Raw genomic sequence first — 15,294 nt, 5'->3', positions numbered from 1 at the left:
TATGACTTGCCAGCCAGCCATGGAGGCCGTAAGTTAGCCCACCGACCCGACACCCCTTGCTGACGGCAGGCGATTGAGACAATGACGATTAAACTTGGCGTGGTGATGGACCCCATCGACCGCATCCACTACAAGAAAGATTCCACCCTGGCCATGCTCTGGGCCGCCAGCGCCCGCGGCTGGCAATTGCACTACCTTACCCCCGACGCCCTCTACGTCGCCGACGGCAAAGCCTACGGATCGGCGAAGCAATTGCAAGTCTTTGAAAACCCTGATCATTACTACGAACTGGGCGAGACGGAAGACTGCCTGCTGGGCTCACTCGACGTCATTCTCATGCGCAAGGACCCGCCCTTCGACAACGAATTCCTCTACGCCACCCACATACTGGAGATTGCGGAAAAACAGGGCGCGTTGGTAGTCAACCGCCCCCAGAGCCTGCGCGACTGCAACGAAAAACTGTTTGCCGCCCAGTTTCCCCAATGCATCCCGCCACAGGTGGTTACCCGCAACGCCAAACGCCTGCGCGCTTTTCACGCCGAGCACGGTGACGTTATTTTCAAGCCGCTGGACGGCATGGGCGGCGCCTCAATCTTCAGGATTGGACCCAATGACCCCAATCTGGGCGTCATTATCGAAACCCTGACCCACCACGGTCAGGAAACGATCATGGCTCAGCGCTATCTCCCCGAAATTCGCGACGGCGACAAGCGGATACTGCTGATCGACGGCGAACCCGTCGACTACTGTCTGGCGCGCATTCCAGCCAGTGGCGAAACCCGCGGCAACCTGGCCGCCGGCGGCACCGGGCGGGCCCAGCCCCTGAGCGAGCGAGACCGCTGGATCGCTACTCAGGTCGCCCCCACCCTGCGCGAGAAAGGGCTGATCTTTGTGGGACTCGATATCATCGGCGACTACCTCACCGAAATTAATGTGACCAGCCCCACTTGTATCCGCGAAATCGACCGGGCATATAATACCGGCATAGCCGACCGGCTGATGGATGTCATTGAAGCAAGACTGCAGCGAGATTAAAGCAATAAGATGAGTGCCGTGGCAGAAACTGCCCCCACCCCAACTGACAAGCTCGGGTTTTTCTTCTGCCTGGCGGCCGCCCTGCATGCGTCCGTCATACTCGGCGTCGGTTTCACCGAGGAACTGCGCCAGCGCTCGGCCCCGCGCCTGGAGATCACCCTCGCCAAACACAAGTCCGAGCCCAACCCCGACGCCGACTTTCTCGCCCAGCAGGATCAGCAGGGCAGCGGCACACTGGAAGAGAAGGCCCTGCTCACCACCGACAAGCAGCGGCCCATGCGCGACACCCTGCACTCTTCGCCGGAAACCCTAACCCTGGCCAAGCGCAAACTGGCAGCTGACAACCAGAAACTGCTCAGCACCAGCGCCCAGGCCGAGCAGCAGACAGCCCAGGCCGACAAAGAGAAGGAGCAGGTACCGGAAATTATCGACGGCCCCGCCGAAAGCACCCGGCTGAGCCGCGAGATCGCCAGCCTGCAGGCGAAACTCGACCTGCAGCGCCAGGCTTACGCTAAACGCCCCCGGGTGCGCACTCTGACCTCCTCCTCGACCAAGCGCGCAATTGAGGCCGAGTACCTGCACAACTGGCGCACCGAGGTGGAAACCATCGGCAACAACAACTACCCCGAGCAGGCCAAACGGCTCGGGCTCGAAGGTTCGCTGCGCCTGATGGTCTCCCTCTACCCCGACGGCAGCGTGAAGGAAATTGAAATTCTGCAGAAATCCGGCCACCCGCTGCTGGACAGCGCTGCCCTGCGCATTGTCCGCCTCGCCTCCCCCTTCGCTCCTTTCCCGGCCGACCTGAGAAGGGAAGTGGATGTACTGGAAATCATCCGCACCTGGCGCTTTGAGCAGAGCACACTGACCTCGGAGAGCTGATCGGTGCGTGTGTGAGAATATGAGCCTTGTGTTCCGCGAGCACAGGCTCATAATCACAACTATGAGCCCAAACCTCGACAGTCTCAAAAATCACCTGCTGCTGGCCACCCCGCAGTTGGTAGGCGGCTTTTTTGCCGGCAGTGTGACCTACATATGTGAGCATGATTGCGACGGTGCCATGGGACTGGTAATCAACCACCCCATGGACGTAAGGGTCGACGAAATTCTGGCGCAACTGTCACTGGCCAACAGCAGCCACCCGCGCAAAGAGCCGGTATTGGCCGGCGGCCCACTGCACACCGAGCGCGGCTTCGTGCTGCACGGCAACGACCCGCAGCGACGCTGGCAGGACTCCATCGAGCTCAGCAGCGATATTCTGCTGACCACCTCCGCCGACATCCTCACCGACATTGCCGGTGGCAGCGGCCCCAGCCGCGTACTGATTGCACTGGGTTATGCCGGCTGGGCCCCCGGCCAGCTGGAGGACGAACTGGAAGAGAATGTCTGGCTCACCGTGCCCGCCGACCCCGGCCTGTTGTTTGACACGCCCCACCATAAAAAGCTGGACGCAGCCCTGATGAAGCTGGGTATCGATCTCGGCCAACTGGCGCCCTACAGCGGACACGCGTGAAGACTCAAACGGTAATCGCCTTTGATTTTGGCACGCGCTGGATTGGCTGCGCCGCGGGCCAGACCCTGACCGGCACCGCTACGCCGCTGCCGGCACTGCGGGCCCGCGACGGCATTCCCGACTGGGACGAACTGGGCAAGCTGCTGGAAGAATGGAAGCCGGCGACCGTGGTGGTCGGCCTGCCATTAAACATGGATGACAGCGAATCGGAGCTCAGCGCCCGCGCCCGCAAGTTCGCCAACCGCATTCACGGCCGCTTTGGCCTGCCGGTTGTTCACTGGGATGAGCGCCTGAGCTCCTTTGAAGCCAAGGGAGAAATTCTGGAACAGCGCCACAGCAAACAGTTCAAGCGCGAGGGCGTCGACAGCCTCAGCGCGCAACTGATTCTGGAATCCTGGCTGCGCAGTCAGGGCTGAATCTAGCGGCGACGCATGCCGCCGTGACCAGCGGGGCCGTCGTCATCGTCCACCATGGTCAGCTTGTTCGACATCTCATCGAGATCCTCGGCATCGGCCCCTCCCATCTTGATCATCAGACGCAGGTCATTGGGTGAGTCAGCGTGGGCCAGTGCATCCTGGTAGGTAATCTGCCCTTCCTTGTAGAGTTCAAACAGGGCCTGATCGAAGGTCTGCATCCCCTGCTCGGTAGAGCGCGCCATCAGGCTCTTCAGCTCATGGACTTCGCCCTTGCGAATCAGGTCGGACGCCAGCGGCGTATTCAGCAAAACCTCGATACAGGCGCGACGACCTTCGCCATCCGGTGTCGGGATCAGCTGCTGGGCGATCATCGCCTTCAGGTTAAGAGATAAGTCCATCCACAGCTGGCCATGCCGCTCGGCCGGGAAAAAGTGCAGAATACGGTCCAGCGCCTGGTTAGCATTGTTGGCGTGCAGGGTGCAGAGACAAAGATGGCCGGTTTCGGCAAAGGCCAGCGCATGCTCCATGGTTTCCCGGGTGCGCACCTCGCCAATCAGAATTACATCCGGCGCCTGCCTTAAGGTGTTTTTCAAGGCCACCTCAAAGGACTCGGTATCAATACCCACTTCGCGCTGGGTGACGATACAGCCCTCGTGCTTGTGAATAAATTCGATCGGATCCTCAATCGAGATTATATGCCCCTTCGAATTGCGATTTCGGTGGCCGATCATCGCCGCCAGCGACGTCGACTTACCGGTACCGGTCGCGCCGACAAAAATAATCAGGCCGCGCTTGGTCATCGCCAGATCCTTGACGACTTCCGGCAGCCCCAAATCATCCACCTCGGGAATTTTGGTCTCGATCCGTCGCAGCACCATGCCGGCAAAGTTGCGCTGCTGAAAGGCACTCACCCGAAAGCGACCAACGCCACGTGCGCTGATGGCAAAGTTGCACTCTCGGCGCTCGGAAAACTCCCGCCGCTGCCCCTCATTCATCACCCCTAGCACGAGCTCCCGAGCCTGATCCGGCGACAGCGACTGGGTAGAAATCGGCGTCATTTTGCCGTGCAGTTTGATTGACGGCGGCACGCCCGCCGTGATGAACAGGTCTGACGCACCTTTGTCAGACATGATCTTGAGCATTTTGTCGATGGCCACGGTAGTTCCTCAGCGATCAGATCAGAAGTTTTCGGGGAAGCGCGCTTTCGATTTCGCCGCATCGCGTGTGATGATCTTGCGCTGCAGCAGGCCTTCCAGGCACTGATCCATGGTCTGCATACCCAAATCACCGCCGGTCTGAATCGACGAGTACATCTGTGCCACCTTGTCTTCGCGAATCAGGTTACGAATCGCCGCGGTACCCAGCATAATTTCGTGGGCCGCCACCCGACCGCCACCCTGCTTCTTGAGCAGGGTCTGGGAAATAACCGCCTGCAGGGATTCCGACAGCATGGAGCGCACAATGGATTTTTCCTCGGCGGGGAATACATCCACCACCCGGTCAATGGTTTTTGCCGCCGAGGTGGTGTGCAGGGTGCCAAAGACAAGGTGCCCGGTTTCAGCCGCCGTCAGGGCCAGACGAATGGTTTCCAGATCTCGCATCTCGCCCACCAGGATGATGTCCGGGTCTTCCCGCAAGGCCGAGCGCAGCGCCTCGTTGAAGCCGTGGGTGTCGCGGTGTACCTCACGCTGGTTGATCAGGCATTTTTTAGACTCGTGCACAAATTCGATAGGGTCTTCGATGGTGAGAATGTGCTCAAAACGATTGTCATTGATGTAGTCCATCATCGCCGCCAGTGTGGTCGACTTACCGGAGCCGGTCGGCCCCGTCACCAGCACAATACCGCGCGCATAGCTTGAGATTTTCTTGAACACATCGCCCATCCCCAGCTCGTCCATGGTCAGCACTTTGGAGGGGATGGTTCTAAATACGGCGCCGGCACCGCGATTCTGGTTGAAGGCATTTACCCGGAAGCGCGCAACCCCCGGCACCTCAAAGGAGAAGTCGGTCTCCAGAAACTCCTCAAAGTCACGGCGCTGCTTGTCACTCATGATCTCGTAGATCAGACCGTGAACATCCTTGTGCTCCAGCGGCGGCAAGTTAATGCGGCGCACATCTCCGTCTACCCGGATCATGGGGGGCAATCCAGCGGAAAGGTGCAAGTCCGACGCGTTTTGCTTGGCGCTGAAGGCCAGTAATTCTGTAATATCCATGACTTTCCCTACGGCAGAGCGCAGGCTTGTTAGCCTGCTATTGTTATACACCTGAATCGTGATTGGCTGGCGCGGCTGTTATTCACCCACGTTCACCAGCCCTCTTAACAGAACGGAACCCAATGATCGACGAAGCTTCCATTAAGGGCAATATAGCAGAGCTGTTACAGCGTATCCGCACCTGCGCACAAGAAAGCGGACGCAGCCCACAGTCTGTGCGCCTGATGGCGGTCAGCAAAACCCGCCCGGCGGCCGCCATTCGCGCCGCTTTAGCGAGTGGCATTACTGACATCGGTGAAAACTATATCCAGGAAGCGGACAGCAAACAGCGTGAACTGGCTGGCGAGCCCATCTGCTGGCATTGCATCGGCCCGATCCAGTCCAACAAAAGCCGCACCGTCGCCGAACAGTTTGACTGGGTGCACACCGTGGATCGCTTAAAGCTTGCGCAACGACTCAGTCGTCAGCGGCCGGCCGAACGGCCCCCGCTGAACGTCTGCCTGCAGGTCAACATTGATCGCGAGCCGCAAAAGGCCGGGGCACAGCCTGAACAACTGGAGGCACTGGCTGCCGCCGTCGCCGCCCTGCCCAATATTGAGTTGCGCGGTCTGATGGCCATTCCCGCCCCGCGCGACGACTTCAGTGAGCAGCGCGCCGTCTTTGCCAGAGTACGCACCTGTTTTGAACAGCTGGCAGCGAAATACCCGGAAATGGATACCCTGTCGATGGGCATGTCACGGGATTTCCCAGCCGCCATCGCCGAAGGCGCAACCATTGTCCGCATCGGTACCGAGATCTTTGGAGCCCGCGACTGATGCTCGACATCGTGCTGTATCAGCCTGAAATACCTCCCAACACCGGCAATATCATCCGCCTCTGCGCCAACACCGGCATGCGCCTGCATCTGATTAAGCCACTGGGTTTTGTGCTCGACGACAAACGCCTGCGCCGAGCCGGGCTGGATTACCACGAGTGGGCGCAAGTCAAAACCCACACCGACTGGGAGGAGTATCTGCAAAGCGAAAGGCCGCAGCGGGTGTTCGCCTGCTCAACCAAGGGCCAGCGATTTCACAGCGAAGCCGCATTCAAAAAGGGGGATTGTCTGGTGTTTGGCCCGGAAAGCCGGGGCCTGCCGCCTGACTTTCTGGCGGCGCTTGATACGCAGCAGATTCTGCGGCTACCCATGCGCAGTGATAGCCGCAGCCTGAATCTGTCCAACGCCGTCAGCATCTTTATCTATGAAGCCTGGCGACAGCTGGATTTCGAGGGCGGCGCCTGAGTGAAGCCAGCGCCGCTTTTTCAGTGCTTGGCGTCTGAGGCAGCGGGCGCTGTTTGGGCTTGAGCCTGGGCCTGTTTCTGCGCCTCGCGGAACAGGGCTTCAAAATTGACCGGCTGCAGACCCACCGCCGGGAAGCCGCCTTTCAGGGCCAGAGAATCCACCGCTTCGCGCGCATAGGGAAAGAGCAGATTGGGGCAGGCAATGCCCAGCACCTGCTTCAGGTTGTCGCCTTCAATGCCTTCGATGGCAAACAGGCCCGCCTGCTGCACTTCAATCAACAGGACTTTTTCGTCGTCCAGCTCGGCGGTCAGGGTCACCGTAAGGACAACCTCATGACTTTTTTCGGCAATATGCTGGCTGCGGGTATTCAGGTCGACCTTGAACTTGGGCTTCCAGGCCTTGGTGAACACCATCGGGCTGGCCGGTGATTCCAGCGAGCTGTCTTTGAGGTAAATGCGCTGCAGGGCAAAAGTTTGGGGAGTGTCAGCCATGAAAAATCCTATTATGTATTCTCGTTAAACGTCTTAATTCAGCCAGCCAGCATCGCGTCGAGCCGACCACTTCTATCTAGCGCCACCAGCTCATCGCAGCCGCCAACATAGGTTTCGCCAATCCAGATCTGGGGCACGGTGGTGCTGCCACCGCTCATTTCAACCAGCCGGGCGCGCATGGCGCGGTCGCCATCCACCGCAATTTCTTCGAAATCTGCGCCCTTGCTCTTCAACACCTGCTTGGCGTGGACACAGTAGGGGCAGAACCGGGTGGTGTATATCTTTGCACGGCTCATTGTTCAGTCCTTAACCAACGGCAGCTGCTGGGCCTGCCATTCCATCATGCCGCCTTTCATCCTGCGCACACCGCTGAAGCCGTCGGCGGCCAGCTTTTTGCCGATGGCGCCGGAGTGCTGCCCCAGCCGGCAGACCAGAATCAGGGGTTTGTCCTTGTATTTGGCCAGTTCGGCCTTGCGCTTGTCGAAGCTGTTGTAGGGAATATTGATCGCGTTGACGATATGCCCGGCCTTGAAGTCCTTGGCCTCGCGCAAATCCACCACCAGCGCGTCTTCCTGATTGATCAGCTTGACCGCCGCCTGTGGACTCAGGCTCGCCCCGGCGCGCTTGGAATCGTGAAACACCAGCATCATTACGCACACCAGCAGTGCGCCCACCAGCATCCACTGCTGCCCCAGAAAGAGAATAAAAGTCTCCATGCCCGGTAAAACCCTCAAATTCGGCAAAGCCGCGATTATACACAAGCCGGGCGGCTATGGCGTGACCTGGCTACATAGCGACCGCCCGGAAGAGCCGCTACAATAAGCGCCCTCTTGCAACCACTGTGACAAACTGGACTTACATGACTGCAAAAAAGCCCATGGTACTGGTTATTCTCGATGGCTGGGGCCACCGCGAAGCGCCTGAAGACAACGCGATCTACCACGCCAACACGCCCACCTGGGACAAACTCTGGGCGGAGCGGCCCCGCAATCTGATTTCCGGCTCCGGTCTGGATGTCGGCCTCCCCGATGGTCAGATGGGCAATTCCGAAGTGGGCCACATGAGCCTCGGCGCAGGTCGGATCATGTACCAGAACATCACCAAGATCGACAAGGCCATCGAAGACGGCGACTTTTTTCGCAACGATGTCTACGTCAATGCTGTCGAGCAGGCAGTTAGCCACGACAAGGCCGTGCACATTTTTGGCCTGCTGTCGCCGGGCGGTGTGCACAGCCACGAAAATCATATTCTCGCCGCCGCCGAGCTGGCGGTCGCACAGGGCGCCACCAGGGTTTACGTCCACGCCTTTCTCGACGGTCGCGACACCCCGCCGCGCAGCGCCGAAGCCTCGCTCCAGCGCCTGGACGCCAAGTTTGCCGAACTCGGCAAGGGCCGCATCGCCAGCCTGGTAGGTCGTTACTACGCCATGGATCGCGACAATCGCTGGGATCGGGTACAGGCCGCCTATGACATGCTGACGCTCGGCGAAGCGCCCTACCGGGCCAACTCTGCTCTAGAAGGCCTGCAGGCCGCTTATCAGCGCGATGAAGACGACGAATTCGTCAAACCCACCCTGATCGTGCCCGAGGGTGAACAAGCGGTAAAAATCGACGACGGTGACGCCATTCTGTTTATGAACTTCCGCGCCGACCGGGCCCGGGAGATTACCCGCGCCTTTACCGACGCCGACTTCGACGGCTTTGCCCGCAAGGCAACGCCGAAGCTGGCCGATTTTGTGGCTACCACCGAGTATTCCTCCAACCTGAACACCCGCGTAGCGTTCCCCAATGACGACCTGCACAACACCTTTGGCGAGCTGTTGGCGTCTCAGGGTAAGACCCAGCTGCGCATCGCCGAAACCGAGAAATATGCACACGTCACCTTTTTCTTCAGCGGCGGTCGCGAGGAGTTGTACGAAGGGGAGGAGCGCATTCTGGTGCCCTCACCGGATGTGGCCACCTACGACCTCAAGCCCGAGATGAGCGCACCGGAAGTGACTGACAAACTGGTCGAGGCCATCAAAAGCGGCAACTACGACGCGATCATTGTGAACTACGCCAACGGCGACATGGTCGGCCACACCGGTGTGTTTGACGCTGCCATCAAGGCCGCCGAGGCGATCGACGAAAGCCTGCGCCGGGTCACCGAAGCCGTGCTGGAAGTGGGCGGGGATTGCCTGATTACCGCCGATCACGGCAACTGCGAGCAGATGCTGGACTACAAGGCCAAACAGCCCCACACCCAGCACACCACCGAGCTGGTGCCCTTTGTCTATGTCGGTCCGCGCCAACTGTCGCTGAAACCCGGCCGCCTGCCGGACGTGGCACCGACCATGCTGGCGCTCATGGGGCTGGAACAGCCGCCCGAAATGACCGGCCACTCTCTCGTCGAAGAAGCCTGATCCGGTGCTGGCGCGACGCCTCGCCCTCGCGCTGCTGATTGCCCTTGGCGGGCAGTCGGAGGCATTCGCCGACGCCGACAAGCGCGAACAGCTCAAGAACCTGAAGAACCGGATCACGGCCGTTCAACGCGAACTCAACAGCCAGCGCGAAAAACGCAGCAGCGAGCAAAAGGCACTGCGCACCATCGAAACAAAACTGGGAGAACTGCAGCGCCAGCTGCGCAACACCCAGCGCGATCTCGACCGCCAGAAGCAGAAACTCGACGAACTGGACACCCGGAAACGAAGCCTCAATCGCCAGCGCGAGCAACAGGAGCAGCTGATCGAGCAGCAGATACTGGCGGCCTATCAGCTCGGCCAGGAAAAAAAGCTGAAAATGCTGCTGAATCAGGAATCCCCGGACACCCTCAGCCGGGCGCTGGTGTACTACGACTACTTCAACAAAGCCCGAGCCGAAGAAATCGAGTCATATCGCAGCACCCTGAAAGAGATCAGCGCCCTTGAGCCTGCAATCCAGCGGGAAACCGAAGCCCTGGAAAACAGCCGCGCGCAACTGGCCGCCCAGCGCAACGCACTGGCTGACAAACAGCGCGAACGGGCTGCGACGGTCGCCGCACTCGACGCACAGATCAGCAGCCGCGACCAGAAACTGCATGCCATGCGCGCCGAGCAGGACGACCTGCTGAAACTGCTGCAGGCCATTGAGGAAGAAGTCACCAACATCAGCCTGCCGGAGAGCTACAACCCTTTTCATACCCGGCGCGGCAAAATGGCCTGGCCGACTGCCGGCAAACAGCTGCACCGTTTCGGCAGCAGCCGCGACGGTTCCAGCATGAACTGGAATGGTGTCGTCATCGCCTCCGCCAAAGGCAGCCCGGTCAAAGCCATTCACCACGGCCGGGTGGTCTTTTCCGATTGGCTGCGCGGCGCAGGTCTGCTGATCATTGTCGATCACGGCGGCGGCTACATGAGCCTCTACGGCCACAACGAGTCGCTGTTGTTCGATACCGGCGACTGGGTCAAGGCCGGCGACACCATTGCCACCGTGGGTAACAGCGGCGGGCGCAGCGAAACCGCCCTGTATTTTGAAATTCGCAAGAACGGGCGCCCGACCAATCCCTCGGCGTGGTGCCGGGGTTAGGAGACCCTCTACCCTAGGGTCTCCCACAACATCTATGTACAATGCCTGCAAAGTTTCAGAGTAAACCGAACCGATGAAGCGACTGATTTCGACTGCCCTTGCCGCCTGCCTTCTATCCTGTGCCGTTTACGCCAACGACAACACAGACGAACAGGGCGAACTGCCGCTGGAAGACCTGCGCCTGTTTGCCGATGTATTCAATCAGGTGCGCAGCGCCTACGTGGACGAAGTTGAGGATCGCGAGCTGCTCGAAGACGCCATTCGCGGTCTGCTCGCCGGGCTCGACCCGCACTCCGCTTACCTGGACGCCAGCTCCTACGACCACCTGCAGACCAACACCACCGGCGAGTTTGGCGGCCTCGGTTTGGAGGTGGGCATGGAGAACGGCTTTGTCAAAGTGATTGCCCCCATCGACGACAGCCCGGCCAAAAAAGCGGATATTCGCAGCGGCGACCTGATTATCGAGCTGGATGACAAACCGGTAAAAGGCATGAGCCTGCAGGAAGCGGTGGATGCGATGCGCGGCCCCAAGGGCACCAAAATTGTCCTGACCATTGTGCGCGAAGGCATCAACGCCCCCTTTGATATCACCCTGACCCGCGACATTATCACCGTGGCCAGTGTCCGCTCGAAAACCCTCGAACCGGGTTTCGGCTATATCCGCGTTGCCCAGTTCCAGACCAAAACCGCCAACGACTTCCGGCGCGAACTGGACAAACTCAAGCGCAGCAACCAACCCCTCAAGGGCATCGTGCTGGATTTGCGCAACAACCCCGGTGGTCTGCTGCAATCGTCAATCGAGTTGGCCGATATCTTTCTCAACGAAGGAACGATCGTCTACACCGAAGGCCGCATCCCCAGCTCCAAAACCATTTTTGAAGCCAGCGCCACCGAGCCCGCGGATGAAACCCCGCTGGTCGTACTGATCAATGGCGGCTCTGCCTCCGCCTCGGAAATCGTCGCCGGAGCCCTGCAGGATCACAAACGCGCCCTGATCGTCGGCACCCAGAGCTTTGGCAAAGGTTCGGTACAAACGGTGCTGCCGCTGAGTCGCGACCGGGCGATCAAGATCACCACCGCTCGTTACTTCACCCCCAGCGGACGCTCCATCCAGGCCCAGGGCATAACCCCTGACATTGTCTTGGAGCGAGCTCGCATTCAAACGCTGGAGAAAAACGGCGAAGTGACTGAAGCAGATTTGCACGGTCACCTGACCCGTGACGACGGCAAAGAGAGCACCAGCAGCAGCCGCAAGAAAAACGGTAAAGGCAACTCGCTGGCGGAAGACGACAACCAGCTGTTTGAGGCGCTGAACCTGTTGAAAGGGATTTATCTGATGGGGGAGCGGGTAAGGCCTGTTGCGTCGGACGCTAAACGTCCGACGTTAAATACCCCTGCGGATTAGCACTCTGCCAGCGCCAGGTATCTTCCATCATCTTCTCCAACGGCGTATCCGCCGACCAGCCCAGCTCCCGCTTCGCCTTATCGGCGTCGGCCCACACGGCGGCCAGATCCCCTTCCCGGCGCGGTGCGTAGCGGTGCGGAACAGCCTGTCCCGTCACTCGCTGAAAGGTCTCCACCATTTCCTTCACAGAGTAGCCGCGACCGGTGCCGAGGTTAAACACGTGGTAACCCGGTTTTGCCAGTGCGCCCAAGGCCTTCACGTGGCCGTCAGCCAGATCCGCCACATGCAGGTAATCGCGGATGCAGGTGCCATCCGGGGTATCGTAGTCATCGCCAAAAATCGCCAGTTCCGGCAGCTGCCCCACAGCCACTTTACTGATAAAGGGCATCAGATTGTTCGGGATTCCCTGCGGGTCTTCGCCGATCAAGCCAGAAACGTGGGCGCCGATGGGGTTGAAATAACGCAGCGCCGCCACCGACCACTCACCGTCGGCTATGCACTGATCTTCAAGCACCCGCTCGATCATCGCCTTTGAGGCACCGTAAGGGTTGGTCGCCCGGCCCAGCGGCATGTCCTCCCGATAGGGCACTGCCGCCTCGGAGCCGTAAACGGTGGCCGACGAACTGAAAATCAGGTTTTTAACGCCCACCGCCTGCATGGCGGCGCACAGCACCAAGGTGCCGTTCACGTTATTGTCGTAGTATTTCAGCGGCAGCTCGACACTTTCACCCACGGCCTTGAGACCGGCAAATTGAATCACGGCCTCGGCAGCGGAATGTTTCAGGGCACCCTCCAGCAAAGCCTGATCGCGAATATCACCCTCGATAAAATCCGGCGCCTGACCACTGATGGTCGCAATGCGCTCCAACACAACCCGGTGACTGTTGCTGAGGTTGTCAACGATGGTCACCTCACAGCCTGCGGTTAGCAGCTCGACGACCGTGTGACTGCCGATATAGCCGGCGCCGCCGGTTACCAGAATGCGCTTCATGCCTGCTCCAAATTCGCGAAAGGTCGCTATTGTTCAGCAATCGCCGCGGGCAGGCAACTGCCGGCGTTTCCGGTATAATGCCGCCCTTTTCACCTTGGCGGCGACTTTCCCGATGGCACATGCTCTGACACTGCGCACAATGAGTCTCTTTTTCGCCCTGTTTCTGCTGGCAGGCTGCGGACAGAAAGGCCCGCTGCGTCTGCCCGACGAACCCGCTGCCAACTCCGCCGAGAACCCCCAGGAGCAGGCCCGATGAGCGCTGACTTTCACTACCAAAGCGGCGAGCTGTTTGCCGAAAATGTGGCGCTGAGTACCATCGCCGAGCGCTATGGCAGCCCCACCTACGTCTATTCGCGCGGGCATATCGAAACCGCCTATCGCAATTACACCGAGGCACTGGAGGGTATACCCCATCAGGTCTGCTATGCGGTCAAGGCCAATTCCAATATCGGTGTGCTGAATGTGCTGGCCCGCCTCGGTGCGGGCTTTGATATTGTCTCTGCCGGTGAGCTGGCAAGGGTACTGGCCGCCGGCGGCGAGGCCAGCCGGGTGGTGTTTTCCGGCGTAGGCAAAACCGCCGAGGAAATGGCCGAAGCTCTCAAAGCCGGTATCGGCTGCTTTAATGTGGAATCCGCCTCCGAGCTTGAGCGCCTGGATCGCGTCGCCGGCGAGCTGAACATGCAGGCCCCGGTCTCCATCCGGGTTAATCCGGATGTGGACGCCCAGACCCACCCCTATATCTCCACCGGGCTGCGCGACAACAAATTTGGCATTGATATCAAAGAGGCGCCGCAGGTCTACACTCGCGCCCGCGATCTGGAGCACATCAACGTGATTGGTGTGGATTGCCATATCGGTTCCCAGCTTACCGATGTCAGCCCCTTTCTCGATGCACTCGACCGGGTGCTGCTGCTGATCGACGAACTGGCGGAGCTGGGTATCACCATCAGCCACCTCGATTTGGGAGGCGGCCTCGGCGTGAAATACCGCGACGAAACCCCACCGACCCCGGCCGCCTATATCGGGGCTGTGCGCGAGCGCCTGGGCGATCGCAAACTGAAGTTGCTGTTCGAGCCGGGCCGCTCACTGGTCGCCAACGCCGGTATGCTGCTGACCAAAGTGGAATACCTTAAGCACAACGAGCATAAAAACTTCGCCATTGTCGACGCCGCCATGAACGACATGCTGCGCCCCGCCCTCTACAGCGCGTGGATGGATCTGCTGCCAGTCAAAACGCGAAATGGCGAGACCAAGGCCTACGACGTGGTTGGCCCTGTATGCGAAACCGGCGATTTCCTCGCCAAAGATCGCGAGCTGGCGCTGGCCGAAGGGGATCTGCTGGCCCTGGCTTCTGCCGGCGCCTATGGATTTACCATGAGTTCCAATTACAATAGCCGTGGACGCGCCGCAGAGGTCATGGTCGATGACGACCAGGTTCATCTGATCCGGGCGCGGGAATCACTCGCCGACCTGATGCTGGGTGAACAGCTGCTCCCCTGAGAGACACTCTCTGACAGCAGTGCCGGCATCACCCCTTTGACGCGCCTTCGGCGAGGCGCACAGGTGCCGGATATGCTGCTCAGATTTACCAAAATGCATGGGCTCGGGAACGACTTTGTCGTCGTCGACCTGATCACCCAGCGCTTCAATCTCAAACCCCACCACGTTCGCAAAATCGCCGATCGCCATTTTGGGGTTGGTTGCGATCAGCTGCTGGTGGTTGAGCCGCCCCAGCGCCCGGACGTGGACTTTCGCTACCGGATCTTCAACGCCGAAGGCAGTGAAGTTGAGCAGTGCGGCAACGGCGCCCGCTGCTTTGCCCGCTTTGTGCGCGACAAAAAACTTACCGGCAATAACCCGATCCGGGTGGAAACCTGCAACGGTGTCATCAGTCTCGAAATCGACGAACACAAGCAGGTAAAAGTGGATATGGGGGCCCCCATTCTGGAGCCCGCCGATATTCCCTTCAATGCCGATCAGCGCGCTAGCACCTACGCGCTTGAGGCCGACGGCCAGACCTATACCGTCAGCGCCATCTCGATGGGCAATCCCCACGTGGTGCTGCAGGTGGAGGATACGGATAGCGCGCCAGTGGAAACTCTGGGCCCGAAACTGGAGTCTCACCCGCGCTTTCCTAAAAGGGTAAATGTCGGTTTTATGCAGGTGCTGGACCGGCAGCGTTTTCGCCTGCGTGTGTTTGAGCGCGGGGTCGGTGAAACCCTCGCCTGCGGCAGCGGCGCCTGCGCGGCCATGGTCGCCGGCGTACAGCGCGGCCTGCTCGACAACACTGCCACCGCCGAACTGAAAGGGGGCGAGCTGACGCTGAGCTGGCAGGGGGAGGGGCATCCCGTTATCATGACCGGGCCAGCCACCACCGTCTTTGAAGGCCAGGTGCGCATATAATCTATAACA

General features: G+C 59.8%; 18 protein-coding genes. 12 read left to right on the top strand and 6 right to left on the bottom strand.

The window, feature by feature from the left end; all coding sequences use genetic code 11:
• The first annotated feature begins 81 nt into the window (after positions 1 to 81).
• The 4 genes from gshB to ruvX all read left to right on the top strand — a co-directional run bounded on the left by gshB (position 82) and on the right by ruvX (position 2,961).
• Complete coding sequence (gene gshB / locus ABY734_RS02040) at positions 82 to 1,035, top strand: glutathione synthase (RefSeq protein ID WP_372777295.1); 954 nt, start codon at positions 82 to 84, stop codon at positions 1,033 to 1,035.
• Between the two features lie 18 nt (positions 1,036 to 1,053).
• A complete protein-coding gene (locus ABY734_RS02035) occupies positions 1,054 to 1,914 on the top strand; it encodes an energy transducer TonB (RefSeq protein WP_372777294.1) in 861 nt (286 codons plus the stop codon).
• Positions 1,915 to 1,975: 61 nt separating this feature from the next.
• A complete protein-coding gene (locus ABY734_RS02030) occupies positions 1,976 to 2,545 on the top strand; it encodes a YqgE/AlgH family protein (RefSeq protein ID WP_372777293.1) in 570 nt (189 codons plus the stop codon).
• Positions 2,542 to 2,961: a Holliday junction resolvase RuvX gene (ruvX, locus tag ABY734_RS02025; protein ID WP_372777292.1), complete on the top strand. Its 420-nt coding sequence runs from the start codon at positions 2,542 to 2,544 to the stop codon at positions 2,959 to 2,961. The genes ABY734_RS02030 and ruvX overlap by 4 nt, the downstream gene beginning before the upstream one ends.
• Before the next feature lie 2 nt (positions 2,962 to 2,963).
• Here ruvX and ABY734_RS02020 read toward each other — a convergent pair whose 3' ends face one another.
• Both ABY734_RS02020 and ABY734_RS02015 read right to left on the bottom strand, forming a co-directional pair.
• Positions 2,964 to 4,118 (bottom strand): PilT/PilU family type 4a pilus ATPase, encoded by a 1,155-nt coding sequence (locus ABY734_RS02020; RefSeq protein ID WP_372777291.1) that lies wholly within the window; start codon positions 4,116 to 4,118, stop codon positions 2,964 to 2,966.
• A 21-nt stretch (positions 4,119 to 4,139) separates the two neighbouring features.
• Positions 4,140 to 5,174 (bottom strand): type IV pilus twitching motility protein PilT, encoded by a 1,035-nt coding sequence (locus tag ABY734_RS02015; protein ID WP_372777290.1) that lies wholly within the window; start codon positions 5,172 to 5,174, stop codon positions 4,140 to 4,142.
• A gap of 122 nt (positions 5,175 to 5,296) precedes the next feature.
• On the opposite strand from ABY734_RS02015, the gene ABY734_RS02010 reads away from it, so the two are divergent.
• Both ABY734_RS02010 and trmL read left to right on the top strand, forming a co-directional pair.
• Positions 5,297 to 5,989 carry a YggS family pyridoxal phosphate-dependent enzyme gene (locus tag ABY734_RS02010; RefSeq protein WP_372777289.1) on the top strand — a complete coding sequence of 231 codons (693 nt, stop codon included), beginning with the start codon at positions 5,297 to 5,299 and terminating at the stop codon, positions 5,987 to 5,989.
• Complete coding sequence (gene trmL, locus ABY734_RS02005) at positions 5,989 to 6,453, top strand: tRNA (uridine(34)/cytosine(34)/5-carboxymethylaminomethyluridine(34)-2'-O)-methyltransferase TrmL (protein ID WP_372777288.1); 465 nt, start codon at positions 5,989 to 5,991, stop codon at positions 6,451 to 6,453. The genes ABY734_RS02010 and trmL overlap by 1 nt, the downstream gene beginning before the upstream one ends.
• Positions 6,454 to 6,473: 20 nt before the next feature.
• On the opposite strand, the gene secB is transcribed toward trmL, so the two are convergent.
• From secB to ABY734_RS01990, 3 genes are read right to left on the bottom strand one after another with little or no spacing between them, the layout of a single operon-like run.
• Positions 6,474 to 6,944 (bottom strand): protein-export chaperone SecB, encoded by a 471-nt coding sequence (gene secB, locus ABY734_RS02000; RefSeq protein WP_372777287.1) that lies wholly within the window; start codon positions 6,942 to 6,944, stop codon positions 6,474 to 6,476.
• 38 nt (positions 6,945 to 6,982) lie between these two features.
• Complete coding sequence (gene grxC / locus ABY734_RS01995; protein WP_372777286.1) at positions 6,983 to 7,240, bottom strand: glutaredoxin 3; 258 nt, start codon at positions 7,238 to 7,240, stop codon at positions 6,983 to 6,985.
• 3 nt (positions 7,241 to 7,243) lie between these two features.
• On the bottom strand, positions 7,244 to 7,660 hold the full coding sequence (locus tag ABY734_RS01990; RefSeq protein WP_372777285.1) for a rhodanese-like domain-containing protein: 417 nt from the start codon (positions 7,658 to 7,660) through the stop codon (positions 7,244 to 7,246).
• Positions 7,661 to 7,803: 143 nt separating this feature from the next.
• Here ABY734_RS01990 and gpmI point away from each other — a divergent pair, with 143 nt between their 5' ends.
• The 3 genes from gpmI to ABY734_RS01975 all read left to right on the top strand — a co-directional run bounded on the left by gpmI (position 7,804) and on the right by ABY734_RS01975 (position 11,891).
• Positions 7,804 to 9,345 (top strand): 2,3-bisphosphoglycerate-independent phosphoglycerate mutase, encoded by a 1,542-nt coding sequence (gene gpmI / locus ABY734_RS01985; protein WP_372777284.1) that lies wholly within the window; start codon positions 7,804 to 7,806, stop codon positions 9,343 to 9,345.
• A gap of 4 nt (positions 9,346 to 9,349) precedes the next feature.
• The gene (locus tag ABY734_RS01980) at positions 9,350 to 10,486 is read left to right on the top strand and encodes a murein hydrolase activator EnvC (protein WP_372777283.1); all 1,137 of its coding nucleotides are present in this window, start codon (positions 9,350 to 9,352) and stop codon (positions 10,484 to 10,486) included.
• 73 nt (positions 10,487 to 10,559) lie between these two features.
• Complete coding sequence (locus tag ABY734_RS01975) at positions 10,560 to 11,891, top strand: S41 family peptidase (RefSeq protein WP_372777282.1); 1,332 nt, start codon at positions 10,560 to 10,562, stop codon at positions 11,889 to 11,891.
• Here ABY734_RS01975 and galE read toward each other — a convergent pair.
• Positions 11,857 to 12,882, bottom strand: a complete 1,026-nt coding sequence (galE, locus tag ABY734_RS01970; RefSeq protein ID WP_372777281.1) for a UDP-glucose 4-epimerase GalE — start codon at positions 12,880 to 12,882, stop codon at positions 11,857 to 11,859. The two genes, ABY734_RS01975 and galE, sit on opposite strands and share 35 nt — an antisense overlap.
• A 112-nt stretch (positions 12,883 to 12,994) precedes the next feature.
• On the opposite strand from galE, the gene ABY734_RS01965 reads away from it, so the two are divergent.
• The 3 genes from ABY734_RS01965 to dapF all read left to right on the top strand — a co-directional run bounded on the left by ABY734_RS01965 (position 12,995) and on the right by dapF (position 15,285).
• Entirely contained in the window at positions 12,995 to 13,138 is a 144-nt protein-coding gene (locus tag ABY734_RS01965) for a lipoprotein (protein WP_372777280.1), read from the top strand.
• On the top strand, positions 13,135 to 14,382 hold the full coding sequence (gene lysA, locus ABY734_RS01960) for a diaminopimelate decarboxylase (protein ID WP_372777279.1): 1,248 nt from the start codon (positions 13,135 to 13,137) through the stop codon (positions 14,380 to 14,382). The genes ABY734_RS01965 and lysA overlap by 4 nt, the downstream gene beginning before the upstream one ends.
• Before the next feature lie 72 nt (positions 14,383 to 14,454).
• Positions 14,455 to 15,285: a diaminopimelate epimerase gene (dapF, locus tag ABY734_RS01955; RefSeq protein ID WP_372777278.1), complete on the top strand. Its 831-nt coding sequence runs from the start codon at positions 14,455 to 14,457 to the stop codon at positions 15,283 to 15,285.
• Positions 15,286 to 15,294: the final 9 nt, after the last annotated feature.

The sequence above is a fragment of the Litorivivens sp. genome (assembly GCF_041624475.1).
Taxonomy (GTDB): domain Bacteria; phylum Pseudomonadota; class Gammaproteobacteria; order Pseudomonadales; family Spongiibacteraceae; genus Litorivivens.
This window is presented reverse-complemented; position numbering and strand designations above follow the sequence as displayed.